This is a genomic window from Tropicimonas isoalkanivorans, from assembly GCF_900112335.1.
GTDB lineage: Bacteria > Pseudomonadota > Alphaproteobacteria > Rhodobacterales > Rhodobacteraceae > Tropicimonas > Tropicimonas isoalkanivorans.
In genome coordinates this window covers 193,554-208,518 of sequence record NZ_FOLG01000002.1, presented here as the reverse complement: position 1 = coordinate 208,518, position 14,965 = coordinate 193,554, and the positions used below count along the sequence as shown (strand labels likewise).

The following is a 14,965-nucleotide window of genomic DNA, read 5'->3' as shown; positions in this document are numbered from 1 at the left end:
GCCTTATCGCTCATTGATCGCGCGTGGCTACTTCGCCGCTGACCAGACGTCGTTCTGGGGGGCGGAGGTGGGGTGAATGTATCGGGCAGCGGCGGCTCTACTTCACAGATTTGTCGATGAAACCCAGAGTGCTCGCGTTCTCCAAGAGCGTTCGTACTTTCGCGCGGTCAAGTCCGGACGTGACCTCGGCATCGATCTCCAGCCGCAGCGAAACCTCAGCTCCGGGAAGGGTCGTAAGCTGCTCAACGATTGCTTCGACGATCTGATGCATATCGCGTGCCGGTCGGTCCGACGATAGCATGACCGTCCCGACAAATCGCTTCGGTTTTGCCTCTGCTTCTGGCTCTGCTCCACTACCGGGATGACCTGCGGTCGCACCAGCCGGCGCACTGCTGCCTTGGCCAGAACTAGCCGTCGCGGTGTCTGATCCGGAGCCGAGCCCACTCTGCTCCGGAGCTGCTGCAGGTTTGGGCCGATTTGCTTCTGCGATATCCGGCCGCACAATGACAGAATCGCTATCAATCGACACGAGTGCGTTCGATGATTTCTCGATCGCCAAGCCGGCGTAGGATTGGGATGCTTCATCCCACCGTTCGGCATAGGCGAATGGGCCAGGAAGCATTCCCGACACAGCTGACTGGACGGATTTAGTCAGTGCATCTCTGTTCTTGAGGCGAGGGAGGTACGTGTAGCGATTCAGGTACTCCCATAGATCCTTGAGATGCAGGTGTTGCTTCCCATTCCAAATGTACTTTTCCAGCTCGCGATTGAGGCGCTCGGGTCCAATTTCTGGCAGCAGTGCCTCATCGCTCACGAGCTTCTTGCTTGCACGGCCGAGAACGCCGTCCTGTGCGGGAATACGTGCTGACGTAAGCTCGACGTCCGATTGCGCGGTATCCTGATACGGATAGATCAGGTAGCACCAGGTCTCCTTAAGCCGAGTATGGACCGTTTCTCGGGACTCTTTCGCCTTGTCCTTCGCCAGCGCGATGTCGCTCGTCTTCAGGTCCAAGCGTCCAGTATCGGCGTCTCTAACAATCCCATCCCATGCGAGCGACGACCGCATGGCCTCCTTGAGGTTTTCCAGCTGGCGACTGTCCGCTGACAAGAACACGAGCGTGTTTCGGTAGACGCGGGGTGTCGCCCCGCGTTGCAGCAGGATGTCCTTGACTTCGACCATCGCATCCGAGCCGTCGCGACCTGTATGCGGATGCGCCACGCCCAGAACTACTGCCCTGATCCCGCCGGCTTCGTCGGGCACTTCTGAAGAACCATCGGGTGCAACCTGAACGGCATCGAAATGCCCACGGTCTGCCAGGCCATTAATGTAGCCTGTCAGAGCCTTGTCGATCTCGACCAGAACCAAGGCCTCTTCCAGCTGGCCAGCCCGGTCCGAGGCGACGCGGTTCAGGCTCGCCGACATCGAGTACCAGTAGCGACCGAGGTCGCTGTGCATGAATTTCGCCTGGTTCGTCAACCGGCGGAGCGCGTCACCAAAGATTGCTACTTTTTCGCCAGGCTGCACGACACCAAGATTGATCCGCTTGTCGTCGATCCCGCGATTCTGCTGGCCCTCGGTAGGCGCTGTCGCAACGAATACCGCCCGCGCGACACGACGGGTCGCCGAGTAGCGGTTCAGGTTGGGAGCGGATTGGTCGATCTTGTAGGGCGTGGAGTTCATGCCATCCACGTCGCCCGCGATGATGCCCTGCCAGGCGTTCGGCAAATAGTGGAGCAGCTCAGGCTCGACCCGAGCCGAGCTTATGGCAACGCTTCCCGGCATGATCATCACAGATGGATCGCCCGACATCCACAGTTCGTGGATGACTTGTGCCATCAGGCGCAGCACACCGCGCGTCCGCTGGAATTTGTCGAGCGATCCCCACGCCGTGTAGAGATGGTCGAACAGGTCCGGATGGATCGGGTACGCCTTCTCCAGCTTGCGGCGATAGTCTTCGTCGGCACAGCCTTGCGGGAAATCGTTCGGGCTTTCGCGGTACAGCTTGGCGAACTGCTTCAGAGTGTTGTCCCGATGCATGTACTTGTCGCCGGGGATCTCCTTGAAAAGCCGGCGCCGGACGATCTCGTAGCTCTCTTCCTGCGAGGCTGGGCGCCACGAGCTCTCGACACGGCTGAACGTCTGCTTGAGCCGCGCGAGTGCTTCCTGACCGCCTTCGCCGCCGACCTCGATCTGCGACGCTGGCAGCGATGCAACCAGCAGCGTCTGCGGCGAGGCTTTCACGGCTTCTGTTAGCGCCTGAACGAAGGAAAGGTTCGCGTCGAACGATCCCGAGGGCAGCCCTTCGACCTTGTAGATCTGGCGCAGGTAGGCGACCCACTCGTCGATCAGGATCAGGCTGGGCGCGCATTTCTTGAAGATCGCTTCGAGCAGGTTCGACCCGGGCGCGATCCCGCGCGCGTCGTTCTCGGCGATCATGTCGAACGCGTCTTGCCCGCCCAGCTGCCACGCAAGCTCGCCCCAGGTCGTCCGGATCTCCTGACCGCCATCCAGCCGGATGACGTCTTGCGGGCCGCGCGACGTGCCCACCAGCACAGCGCGGCTGATCGTGTCCGGAACGCTCAATCCCTTCTCGGAGAGCAACTGGTCCAGGCCCGGCAGATCGTGCACCGGTGTCTTCCCCACCATGTGGTAGAGCGCCAGCATCGAGTGCGTCTTGCCGCCGCCGAAGTTGGTCTGAAGCTCGACGACTGGATCGCCGGACTGGCCCGACAGCCGCTTCGCCGCGCCCTCCAGCAGCCGGCTCAGACCATCCGTCAGATAGGTCCGGCTGAAGAACTCTCGGGGATCGCTGTACTCGTAGGGCGCACTGCCGTTGTGGACCTTGGCGAGGTCGGCGGCGAACTCGGCCTGCTGGAACTCGCCGGTCGCCACGTCCTGGTGCGGCTCCACCACGTCCCGCCACGGCAGCAGGCCCGAAACTGTCTCGGTCGAGATCGTCGAGACGTTGCTCTTGCGCTCTTCCGAGCGGGCCAGCTCGCGATACTTCGTACGCAGGATCGTGTCGCGCATCTTGCCGATTTCCTCGGCGCTTTGACCGGCGCTCACCGCCTCCAGCAGGCGCCGCATCGAGTCCAGCGCGCGCTCGGCGTCGTCGTAGGAGAACTTGCCGTCATGGGCGAGCTTGTTGCGTACATCGACCAGCTCGTTGACGATCGAGCGATGCGTACGGTCCAGCACGTCGCGGAACGCGTCGTTCCACAGCCGCTCCATGATCTTCAGCAGCTTCTGCGTGTCGAGGCTGAACTTCCCGTTCTGCTCCGGCCGCCACTCGGGAAAGCGCGAGATCACGTCCTGCGGCCAGCCCTTGCCAAGGGCGACCTCCAGCCGCTGCATCACGAACGGTTGCAGGCCCTTGGGCAGCAGCTCCATGCCTTCGAAAACGGTCTGGCGTGCACTCTTTGCCATCTGAAAACTGCCCTCAAATATCCATCGCCGTCTGGCGGTTCACATCTTCGATCCGGATCGTCGCGGCGAGCCGCGTCAGGTCCGTCCACACCGCGATCAGCCCGTTGTAGGAGGTCGCCTCCTTCGCGTCCTGCCGCTTGTTCGAGCAGACGTCGTAGAGGTAATAGGCGAGGTCCTTGACCATCTCGGCACGGTCCGGGCCCAGCTTCTTCAGCAGCAGGGCCGCGGCGTATTCGCCGTCGTTCTCCAGCACGCGGATCAGGTGCTGGCAGCATTCCCAGATCGTAAGGTGATCGTCCTCGGCCGGATCCCAGTCCGGGTCCAGTTCTGCGCGCTTGAGGATGCGGACCTTGCCGGCCGAGCTGTCGACGATCCCGGCATGCTTCACGCTCTCGACCGAGATGCCCCGCGCGCGGGCGAGGTTGTCGGCCGCGCCGTAGTCGCCTTTGTCGGTGCCGTGCTGCTCGAACCAGGTCGCGGCAAAGCGGGTGTCGGCGTCGAACTCGCCATGCAGGTCATTCAGGAACTCGTCGAGCTCGGCATTGATCAGCTGCAGCGCGGTCTTGACCGTCATCGGGCTGTCGTCGGCCTCCAGCACAGCCTTGTAGCGCGAGAAGACACCCATGCCGGGGCCGATGGCCGATTGCGGCATGTCGGCGGGGGAGACGTTGGCGGCCTGAAGCTCGGCGATGGCTGGCGGGAGTTCGCGTTTCAAGGCTCGGATGAACTCTGCGCGAGTGATGGTGTCAGCCGTAGCGACCTTCTTTCGGCAGACGAGGACGACTGAGTTCGCGAGAGCATTTGTGCCAGAGGCTACCATGCGGTTGGCCATTTCAGTCCGCATAGGCCAAGTGCCGACCACCGCATACCCGGCTTCAACCACCGCCTGCAGGAAGGTTGCCCACCCAGTGGAACTGATGCCCTCCTTGTCAATCTCGCTTTGCTTGAATGCATAATAGATCGTCGCTGGAAAGTCAGTTGACGAGTGCGCCGCCATGTTCGTTACAGCCTTGCGCATGCCTTCGAGAAAGAAGGATTCGGCAGCTTCTTGGCTGCCGTGCCTATATCGCGTAGCTACAAGCTCTTCAGACTTAGGCGTGGATAGAACACTCAACACTTCGGGCTCAATATGCCTGAGCGCCTTCCGCAACCAGACATAAAAGAAATCTGAGAGGTCTGCGTACTCAATATTATCGTAATATGGTGGGTCTGTGGAAATCACGACGCCGTCTGGATACTCAACCGTCTGAGCGTCAGAATTCTTCATCGTGCCCGACTTTGCCGGAGCAAATCGTTCGATCACTTTGACGATTGTTCCAAGGCTGGTCCTGAAGTCACCGGCCGCATCACCAAACACATTGTTCTCACCAAAATCCCACATCATTGGGATCGCCTGTCGGCCAAATAGGTTTCGAACCTGGGTCTTCGAGGACTCCCATCTGCAAAGGGAGTTTTGAATATCAGAAAGTCGGCTGACTCCAAAGCTTAGGTAAACTGCTATGGCCTGAGCATATGCCAAGGCCCCAGTTCCTCCAGATCGGAGGCTCGCATTGTCATCAGCCAAACGGCTGGCTTGAGCGTCGCGCAGAATTTTCTCTTGGACCTCTGAGGCGAGTTCCGAGAAAGTTGACAGTGCGACCAATTGCCGATCGGTGAAATAATCCCTGAAGGTCTTGAAACCGTAGTAGCGTCCTTGAGCGTTGCTGGCAAATGTCCCCCGGCATGGAACTTCCAGCACGTCGAGATCGCTACCCTCGAGGTAGTCGCCGACTTGCTTCCGCATGAGTGGCACGTCAACAGAAGTTGGCTCAAGAAATATTCTGTTTCGCTTTACCTCTGCGACAACCGCGATCAGCGTAGTGCCCATCTTGCCTTTGTCGGCCATCTTGTCGACGTACTGGCCAGAGATTGGAGCCTCTGACATTAGGCATCGAAATGTTGCCTGGCCCAGCTTCACGCCGCTTTTGGCTTTCTCGATCTCTGCCTTCGTGCCGCCTTGCCGTATGCGGTATCTGATTGTCTTACTTTGCCGATCCACGAGCGGCTCAATCCAAGCTTCTTTTCCGGACTTCGAGCTCAGTAGAAAGCTCGACGCAATCGGCACCTGCACATCCGAAAAAGCGGGGTCCGGGCTCGGCACCGTCCGCGCCCAAATCCAGGCGATCACAGTCGCCTTGCCGCCGCCATACTCGCTCGGCAGGTCCACCTGCGGATAGAGATGCCCGATGCGCTCCCACGCCTTCTCGCGCATCCACTCGCCGTAGTATTTCACGTCCTCCGCGAGCCCTTCGGCGTTGCGGTAGTGGTTGCGCTCCTTCCCGCCCGGATGGATCGGTTCCATGTCCTTGAACTTCGGCGGGATCTCGATCATCGCCTTGCCGATCATCACCGCCACCGGGTTCAGGTCGGACCCATAGGCGGGCAGCCCCAGCCGCTGCGCCTCCAGCGGGATCGACCCGCCGCCCGAGAACGGGTCATAAACCGGGGGCAGCTCGCCGCCGCAGCTGGCGCGGATCTCTGCCCGCGCGCGCTCCAGCACCTCCTCGTTGGTCGAGTTCTCCCACTTCACCAGGTCCTCGATGATCTGGAACAGCCGTTTGCGCTCGGCCTCCAAGACCTCCTCGGTCGGGAACTTGTCCGGATGGCTTGATGGGTCGTCCACCAGCTGCGCGAACAGCACCGCCCGACACGCCGCCAACGGCCGCCGCGCCCACCACAGATGCAGCGTCGAGGGATGCCCATGCCGGATCGACTTCTCCCGCGCCGACGCCGCATTGATCGCCTCGAGCGGAATGGCAACTTCGATGAGTTTCTTCTTGTAGGGGGTGGTCATGCTAGGGCCTTTACGGCTTCGTCTTGCGCCAAGGCATCCGAGACGTTCTGATCGAGCGCGACCCAGATAACCGCACCGCTTTTGTGCCGGTAGGGAACGGGCCGTCTCAGACGAACCGCACCGGACATGATCCAGGCGTATCTGTGCTTCGAAAATTTCCCTGCGAGAAATATGTCGGAAGGAATGTGATGCTTGTCGGAGTTATCGATCATCTTCTGATCAGAGAGCGGGCCGTCGACTCCAGTCATCTTCGCGACACCAACGACGTGGCCGCTGCCTTTCTTGATCAGGCCAATCCAGCCCCGCTGCTTGGCTGATGTGCTCCTCATTTCCCAAGTCTTGGCGCCGCTCAAGATCTTGCTGATCCAAGGTTCGTCAACGATGAGAGCTTTTTCGATATTCATGCAGGTGCCTTTGCCCGCTCAAGCAGGCGATTGATGTTGAATTGAATGGCGTTCTGGTCGAAAGGCGGCTCTCGCGTGTCCAGCGCGCCGCGGAGATAGCGGGGCGCATGCACGTAGCCGTCGCCGACCTGGACAATGGCGAGGATGAACTTCTCGGGCTCGTGGAGCGAGGTGATGACCTCCTGCCGGGTGATCATCACCGTGTCCGCGCCGTCGATCCGTCCCTTAACCTCGATGAAGCGCATGTGGTCGACGTTCGGATCGTAGGACGCGATGTCATAGCCGACCTTCTGGGCCGACACGTCCTCCGGCCGGTTCCCGAGTTCGCGCTCGACGGCCATGACCGCCTCCATCGCCTTCAGCTCGATCTCGCGGCGGGCGACCGGATCCTCCGAGAAGCCCGACCCCACATCGGCCATCTCGGCTGGCATGCGCTCGCGCAGGAGGCCGCGGGGCAACACAACCATCCCGCCGCGCACGCGGGGAGGCTGGGCCGAGATGAAACGCTCCTGGTCGATCAGCTCCAGGCGACGCTTTAGGCGCTCCGCCAGATCTTCCGCGCGACGCTGCGCGTTCTGCCAGTTGAGGCGGGTCTTCTTGCCGGCCTTCTCTTGTTCCTTCAGTTCGAACGCGCGCGAGTCCCAGTAGTTGATCTCTTTCTTGAGGCGGGCCTTCACCTCCTGCTCGACCTTGTCGATCTCGGGTAGCCGGCGCCCGCGTACTTCCGCAACGTGACCTTGCGCGAGTTCGACGGTGGCGAACTGAACGACCTTCTTCTCGAGATCGCCCCGCAGCCAGTCGGCGTTCAGGACATCCTCGACACCGCCGATTTCCTCCGGTGTTGCGGGCCGCAAGTTGAGGTGGGGCGCGATCCCGGCGTTGGTCACGTTGCCTGCCTCGTCGATCGCCGCGAACTGCAGCTTCTGCGAAATCACGTTGGCGTTGCCGGAGCTGGTCGGGCGGCCGTCTTGCACGCTGTGTTCGAGCAGGAACAGGGCGGAGACGTCGGTGCCGTCGTCGGTGTCATCGACCAGGACAGCCCCTTGTTTCATCAGGTGATCGTTCTCCTCGCGCACCAGGCTGATGACAGCCTCGAGCAGCGGGTGCCCGGGGTAGACGAAGGCCGCGACAGGCTGCTGGTTGATCTTGCCCTTTTCGAAGCAGATGCGCTCGTACTTCTTCTGAAGCGGCGCACCTGAGCCGATTTGGCGGTCACGCTCCCGCACGCTGAGCGGAACATGGGTGATTTCCCACCGTCCTTCTTCCCGGCGCTTGATCTGGCCGCCGAGCCGCTTGAATGCCTCGACGAAGAAGCTCTGGATGTGATGGGGTTGCAGGCGCTGAGCTTCGGCTCGCTCCATCTCGAGCCGCAACTCCTGAACCCGCGCCTCCGGCATGGTGTCGCTGGTGAGTTGCCGTTTCTGTAACAGGTGGAGGAGGTGGCTTTGGTCGACCGCGCCATCCACTGTCTGGAAGAGGCGCGCCTTCACCTCGTCCTGCTCGCCATATTGAATTGCCTCGAAGAGAAGGTCCTTTAGCGCCCGCTCTTCGAAGAGCTCCCCGAGCACGTCATACACACGGCCGCCGAGAGCTTCGCGGGCGGCCTCCAGCTTTTCCAGAAGCCGAGCATAAACTTCGCCCTCTCGGGTGTCTTTCGCCACGAGATTCCACAGATGGCAGACTTCCGTCTGCCCGATCCGGTGGATGCGTCCAAACCGCTGTTCGATCTTGTTGGGATTCCACGGCAGATCATAGTTTACCATGAGATGGCCGCGCTGAAGGTTCACGCCTTCGCCGGCCGCATCGTTTGCGATCAACACCAGGAGATCGCGATCCTGCATGAACCGCTCTACGACCTTCCGCCTTTCTTCACGGGATACGCCACCGTGAATGACGTCCACCGCATCGGGCCTTCCGAGCCGTGCAACGACCTTTTCACGTAGGTATTCGAGGGTGTCTTTGGGCTCCGTGAAGATGATCAGCTTGCGTCGATAGCCGTCCGGATCGAGCATCAAATCGTCATCGAGAATCCGATCGAGCTGCTGCCATTTCGTGTCCTTGCCTGAGCGAAGGACTTCGAGTGCCATGCTCTCAAGTCCTTTGAGGGTCTGAACTTCCAGTTCCAGTTGCTCCACGGTTTCTGCCGTGGTGGCCCCGGTGGAGATCAGTTCCTCAAGATCATCGATTTCGTCCTGGCCGTACTCATCGAGGTTTCTCAGCATCTCGTCGCTGATAGACGTTTTGCTCAAGGACGATGGGGTGCTTCTTGTGGCCAGCTTCGCCTCAGAGAGCTCATTCTCCAGCCGCTCGCGACGCCGCTTCAGGGACTGGTAGATGGCTGCCGGGCTGGATGCGAGACGGCGCTGCAAGATCTGCAGCGCAAAGCCCACATTGTTCCGTTTCTTGCCATCGTCCTCAGCGAAGCGCTGCACGCGGTTCATTTCGTTCCGAACATATTCGGTGACAGCCGTGTAAAGTTCGGCCTCTTGAGGGGAGAGTTCGTACTTAACGGTATAGGCACGCCGCTCGGGAAATAGCGGCCGGCCGTCGAAGCGGAGAAGCTCCTCCTTCGTAAGGCGCCGCATCATGTCCTCGACGTCAGCGACGTGCACGCCGTCACGGAAGCGACCCTCGAAGCGATCTCCATCCAGCAGGGCCATGAACAGTTGGAAGTCTTTTTCTTTGCCGTTGTGTGGCGTTGCCGACATCAGCAGGAAGTGCCGGCAAGCTCGGCTCAACTGCTGACCGAGCTGGTAGCGCTTGGTATACTTGACCTCGTTGCCGAAATAGGTCGCCGACATGCGGTGGGCCTCGTCGGCGATAATCAGGTCCCACTCGGTAGACGCTGTCAGCTTCTCCTGAAGCTCATCGTTACGCGACAGCACGTCGAGGCGTGCGATAAGGCGGTTGTTGTCGTTGAACGGGTTCCCTGATCTCGAGCTCTCGATCATGTCCCGGGTCAGGATGTCGAACTCCAGTCCGAACTTCTCGCCAAGTTCATCTTGCCATTGCTCAACAAGACTGCCCGGTGCCACCACGAGGCAGCGCTCGAGATCACTGCGGGCGATCAACTCCTTGATCAAAAGGCCGGCCATGATCGTTTTTCCCGCGCCGGGATCGTCCGCAAGCAGGAACCTGAGCGGCTGACGCGGGATCATTTCGCCGTACACCGCCGAAATTTGGTGCGGCAATGGATCCACAAGGCTGGTGTGAATCGCCAGGTAGGGGTCGAAGAAATGAGCGAGCTTGATGCGGTTTGCCTCTGTCACCAAGCGGAGCAGAGCACCATCAGCGTCGAACGACCATTTCCGTCCACGGCTTTCAATCCCGAGCCGGTGCTCGTCATCGCGGTAGAGCGTCGTTTCCGCGACAGAGCCGTTCGATGCTCGGTACACGACATTGATCGCCTGATCTCCAATCCATTCCACCGAGATCGCTTCGACCGTTTGGTTCGGAACGAGGCCTGCAACTGAGGCCCCATTTCTAATGTCCTCCAGCTTCGTCATGGCCTGTCCTCAATATGCCCAATAGCCGGCTTGGCTGCAGGCCACGCGTCGTGAAGTTCAGCGCCTTTGTGGATGGCATCCATTCAGGCGGCCTCCTCTGCGTCCGGGTCGGGCAGATCGAAGCCTTCGTCGTCCTGCAGAACATCCTCGCCCTCCTCGGGCGCGGCGTCATAGCGGGTGATTGTGTGACCGGTGGCACGTGAGATCATGGCGAGCAGACGGTCTTCGCGATCCGCCATGAAGCCTGTGAAATCATCCGCACGCAGGAGGTCAGGGTCCATCGCGTGCGAGGCCAGATACTCGTCGAGCGCATCTCGTGCGATCGGCGGCGTATCCTTTGCGCCCGTCTCTAGTCGTTCTAGGTATACCGAAGGCGCAACGCCACCGAGGATGCGGTTCGTCTTGTAGCTCAGCGGTGTCTTGTTGACGACGGTATCGAATACCTTGGGCTCGATCTTCTGCTTCTTGCACCAGTCCTGCGGGAAAATGTGGTGAATATCGACGTACTCGTCGAAGAACACCGTGTCCTTGAAGTGCTGGCCGGAGCGAAGGTCCCGCGCACCTTCGGCCATCATTAGAGCGTGGATGCCCTTGTAAGCGGCCGAAAGCCGGGTGCGCAGCGTACGGAGTCGCTCCGGACGGAAGTGTCCGTCTGTAATCGTGCTCGGCTCGGGCCCTCCGTCGAGCCAGGCAGGAACCTCAAGCACGTCCTTTGCGAACCGGGATTCTATCGCGGAACCGTAAAGCTCTCCGAAGATCCCGCACCAGAACCATCGGGCAAGTTGATCACGCACTGCCGCGTGGTCGAATTTGGGCCCAATTAATGCAAGGATCGCGGCGAAGGGGACAAGCTGGCCTTGGTAGGGCAAGTCGAGGACGCGATAGATATAGTTCTGGCGGAGGAAGCGTGCCGCCGTCTTGAACCCTTCCTCAATTGCGGCGCGGTGTTTCAGATAGGCCTCGAGCGGCAGATCGAGCAACGACTGACGGGTGGCGCGAACGGCGGAGAGCTCGGACTCCTTGCGTCCGGCCGCGATCTCGTCTGCGCGCTTCTCAACTCCGTGCAGCAGGGCGATGGCCTGAAGCACATCGGTCGCAGCCACCTTCTCGAGCACACCAAACTTTTGCTCCGCGGCGCGGCCGTAGAGCTGAAGCCTTGTTTGTAGCCCCGGCTGCCCGTCAGCGCCGAGCCAGTCGTCGCGAAGACGGTGGCCACGAGCCGCATACATCGCTGTGACAAGCTCGAATGCGTCAAGCGGCTTGCCGCCAGTGTTCACCTTTTCAAAGACTAGACAAACTGCCTCGTGCGAGGTTTCCGGGCTCAGCGCGATCACGGGCAGCTGGTAGGACTTGAAGTTCTGAAGAACCTCATCTTTGAAAGGCTTGAACAGTTTGCGGGTCTCCGGATCGTTCTCGAGCCAGTACTCGTTGAAGCCGTCCTGCCATTCGTCCCAGTCAAACACCTGGTTCAGCGGGAACATGAGGTTCATGTATTCGAGCTCCGGTGTAGAGAGATCTAGGTCGATCTTCCGGTCGAAGTCCGATTTGATCCGCCGATCCTCCGGCACAGAGATGATTGCGTTTTCGCGGTCCTCCGCTGGGTTCATCGCCTTTCGAATGTCGATGTAGAACCACCGCTTAACGAGCTTGAGGCGAGGCGTCACCGTCTGCACCACCTCGCGGCGAAGGCAGGTTTGGTACAGCGAGGTCATGCGCTGCTGGCCGTCAAGCAAGAGCTGATCCGGCGCACCGTCTCCAACTGCCACATCTGCGCCCTGAATGGGACGACGCGCGAAGGTATCCGCTGCGCCAGCCTTGACCTCGAGCGTCATCAAGGCGCCGACTGGAAACGCCTGCGAGATCGAGGCGATCAGCCCTTTGATACGTTCCTCGTCCCAAACCCAGCTACGCTGGAAGTCCGGCAACTGGATCTTGCCGCTCCCGCTCTGGCGCAGAAGCTCTTCGAGGCTGACCGGGTTTGTCTTGAATGCAGCTTGCTTACCCAAAGTCACGCTCCTTGAAAGAACCTGTCAGTTTATGGCCAATGGCGCCGAAGTGATTGAATAGCTCGATCATGCCGTAGTCTCCTGACTACGGCTTCTTCGCGAACCACCGATGATCTCTTCGCGATTGGTTAGGACGATCTGCTGATCCTGAGGCGCCCTCGCCGCAGGATCTGTGTCGAGGCCAAGCCGCTTGAGCGCGTAGTAGAGAAGCGCGCGTCGGACCTTAATCTGCGCCTTGCCGCTTCGCATGCCGTAATCGAGCGCAATGACCTTTGCTTGTGTATCCGAGAGGTCGGGGTGGGGGGCAATCTCCAGCGTGACATCGGAGTGCCACTCGTTGTCGTCGGCGGCCGAGGCTTCGGTCTCTCGTGCACCTCGAATCTTCAGCATCCGGGACAACAGGAAGTCTTTGAAGCATTCGTCAGTCAGACAGAACGCTCGCGTGTGCCAGCGGAAGCCGTCGAACGCGATTGCGTGGGGCGCGATCCACCGCCAGCGCGGCTCCGGGTTGGACAGTGACTGGTACTTCACCTCGACCGCCTCTGACCGGCGTATGGCACCAACGATCGAGCGGAGCGTCACCGGGTTGACGCCACGTACTGGCGTCGGGGCGGACGCGTAGGGCGGGAGATTGGCTATCCAGGAGTCCTCCCGGTCGAGGATCCCGTCAGAGAGTGACCGCAGCTGCGCGAGGTAGCGGCTCGCATCGGGCTCGAGGAACTGCGCCTTGAAGTCCGAGCCGCGGACATAGGTCCGCGCGCTCTTGTCGTAGACCATGTTGTCCGGTGCGAAGCCGATGTAGCGGTTCAGGTCGGTGGACGCCTGGTTCACCGATACCCCGAACTGGTCCATCAGATCGCTGCGGTTCACATGTCCCTCCCAGAACAGGCGGAACTCTATGAACTCAAGGCGTTGCTCGACGCCCCAGCGAAGTTCCGACCTGTCGTTTTCCATTGCGTTCCCCGGCTCGGGCAGTGCGCATCTTAACTATGCGCGCCCACTTTCTGGGCTTTAGCCGAGGCTAGCCGAGCCCGGGATGTGGCGCAATCGAAATGCGTCGCAAATCAGAGCTTTGGAGCGACACCGAGGGTTGGGAGGATAAGATCGGTGTCAGTAGGCCGGGGCGCCCTGATCCGAAGTGGCGTTCAGTACGTCGCGTTCGAAGGCCTCGATATCGGCGATGCGGTAGACGACGCGACCTCCGATCTTCATGTACACAGGTCCTTCGCCGGCCCACCGCCACCGCTCCAGGGTGCGGTGCGAAATGGTCCAGCGTTCCGCCAGTTCTTTCTGGTTCAAGCAAGTTGGTTTCATCATCGTCTCCTTCTTCGCAACTCACAGCGGCTGCAGAAGGACGAAGGCGTGAAAGAAAAAGAGAGGCAAGTCAGTGTCTTGAGGTGCCCTGCGCAAAGGCGCCGCGGCTAGCGCAGAGCCGTGAACGCACCCGGCGAGAGGGAGAGAAAGTAATCGTATCGGACGCTATTCCCAGAGAAACGTGGCAAGTAGTCGGGATCTGAACCTGCCCGCTGAGCGGAGTTTTTGCGTATCGCTTTCCCTCCGCCACTATCACCCTTTCGAACGCGTTCGGGCCGTTCTTGGAGTGGCGTTTTTCTCCTGTTTTCAAAGGCGTTTGCCGGTTGGGTGCGAACCGCTGAGACGCGCGTGCGCAGCGATTTCCGTCTCTGAATGGCCTCTCGTCTCTGGTCGGGCGAACCGCGCCGATTGCGGTTCGGTCGGAAATTTCCTCGCCTTTGCAATGGCCTGACTCTCAACGCCGCCAAAACTGCGCGCCTTGTTTCCATCGCTATCGAGCGAAACAGAGACCGAACATGCAGGAGGCGTATCCAATAGTTGCGCTGGCAGAACGACGCGTAGCGGTGGCGGATCACTCGGCGCCGGCTCAGCGAAGGCATTGATGACAAACGCACATCGCGCCTCTAGCCTGGCAGCATGGCGAGTGGCCCCTGGACCGATGAAGAAAACGACCTGATCGTCGCGGACTATTTCGCGATGCTGGCCGACGACATCACCGGGCGCCGCTACAGCAAAGCCGAGCATCGCCGGGCGCTCCTGCCGCTTCTGAACGACCGGTCTGAGGGATCGGTCGAGTTCAAGCACCAGAACATCAGCGCGGTTCTCAAGGGCCTCGGCGAGGACTGGATCCCCGGCTACAAGCCCGCCTTCAATTTCCAGATGACGCTGGTCGATGCGGTGGCGCGGTGGCTGGCGCTGCACCCGGACTGGCTCGGCCGGTTGCCAGGCATGTACCCTGCGACCGGCATGCGCGAGGCGGTGCAGATCTGGATCGGCCCTCCGCCCACCTTATCCAACCAGCCTCCGCCACAAGAGCTGGACCAGATGTTGCACATCGCCAGAAAGTTCGACGTCCCGGGCCGGGACGAGCGCAATCGCGCCCTCGGCCGCGCGGGCGAGGAGCGCGTCCTGGCACATGAGCATGCCACCCTGAGGGCCGCCGGTCGGGACGACCTGGCGCGCAAGGTCCGCTGGGTCTCGGAGGAGGACGGCGACGGGGCGGGCTATGACATCGCCAGCTATGCGCCTGATGGCCGCCCGCGGCTGATCGAGGTGAAGACGACGAACGGCTGGGAACGAACGCCCTTCCACATCACGCGAAACGAGCTAGCCGTTGCCGACGAACGGCGCGCGGAGTGGTGCCTGTTCCGGATGTGGAATTTCTCGCGCGAACCGCGGGCGTTCGAGCTGTACCCGCCGCTCGATGCGCATGTCTCGCTGACGGCGACGTCATTTCAGGCCAGCTTTCACTGACC

8 protein-coding genes are annotated in these 14,965 nt (G+C 60.7%); 1 reads left to right on the top strand and 7 read right to left on the bottom strand.

The window, feature by feature from the left end; all coding sequences use genetic code 11:
* Positions 1–97: 97 nt before the first annotated feature.
* The 7 genes from BM075_RS05220 to BM075_RS05190 all read right to left on the bottom strand — a co-directional run bounded on the left by BM075_RS05220 (position 98) and on the right by BM075_RS05190 (position 13,493).
* Positions 98–3,427 carry a DUF499 domain-containing protein gene (locus BM075_RS05220; protein ID WP_093359600.1) on the bottom strand — a complete coding sequence of 1,110 codons (3,330 nt, stop codon included), beginning with the start codon at positions 3,425–3,427 and terminating at the stop codon, positions 98–100.
* 13 nt (positions 3,428–3,440) lie between these two features.
* Positions 3,441–6,260 carry a DUF1156 domain-containing protein gene (locus tag BM075_RS05215; protein WP_093359599.1) on the bottom strand — a complete coding sequence of 940 codons (2,820 nt, stop codon included), beginning with the start codon at positions 6,258–6,260 and terminating at the stop codon, positions 3,441–3,443.
* Positions 6,257–6,664: an ASCH domain-containing protein gene (locus BM075_RS05210; protein ID WP_093359598.1), complete on the bottom strand. Its 408-nt coding sequence runs from the start codon at positions 6,662–6,664 to the stop codon at positions 6,257–6,259. The genes BM075_RS05215 and BM075_RS05210 overlap by 4 nt, the downstream gene beginning before the upstream one ends.
* The gene (locus tag BM075_RS05205; RefSeq protein ID WP_093359597.1) at positions 6,661–10,170 is read right to left on the bottom strand and encodes a helicase-related protein; all 3,510 of its coding nucleotides are present in this window, start codon (positions 10,168–10,170) and stop codon (positions 6,661–6,663) included. The genes BM075_RS05210 and BM075_RS05205 overlap by 4 nt, the downstream gene beginning before the upstream one ends.
* An 83-nt stretch (positions 10,171–10,253) precedes the next feature.
* Entirely contained in the window at positions 10,254–12,182 is a 1,929-nt protein-coding gene (locus BM075_RS05200) for a GmrSD restriction endonuclease domain-containing protein (RefSeq protein WP_245758748.1), read from the bottom strand.
* A 60-nt stretch (positions 12,183–12,242) separates the two neighbouring features.
* On the bottom strand, positions 12,243–13,130 hold the full coding sequence (locus BM075_RS05195) for a BrxR family helix-turn-helix transcriptional regulator (RefSeq protein ID WP_093359595.1): 888 nt from the start codon (positions 13,128–13,130) through the stop codon (positions 12,243–12,245).
* Positions 13,131–13,286: 156 nt separating this feature from the next.
* Complete coding sequence (locus tag BM075_RS05190) at positions 13,287–13,493, bottom strand: helix-turn-helix transcriptional regulator (RefSeq protein WP_093359594.1); 207 nt, start codon at positions 13,491–13,493, stop codon at positions 13,287–13,289.
* A 633-nt stretch (positions 13,494–14,126) separates the two neighbouring features.
* Here BM075_RS05190 and BM075_RS05185 point away from each other — a divergent pair.
* On the top strand, positions 14,127–14,963 hold the full coding sequence (locus BM075_RS05185) for a protein NO VEIN domain-containing protein (RefSeq protein ID WP_093359593.1): 837 nt from the start codon (positions 14,127–14,129) through the stop codon (positions 14,961–14,963).
* The last annotated feature ends 2 nt before the right edge of the window (positions 14,964–14,965 follow it).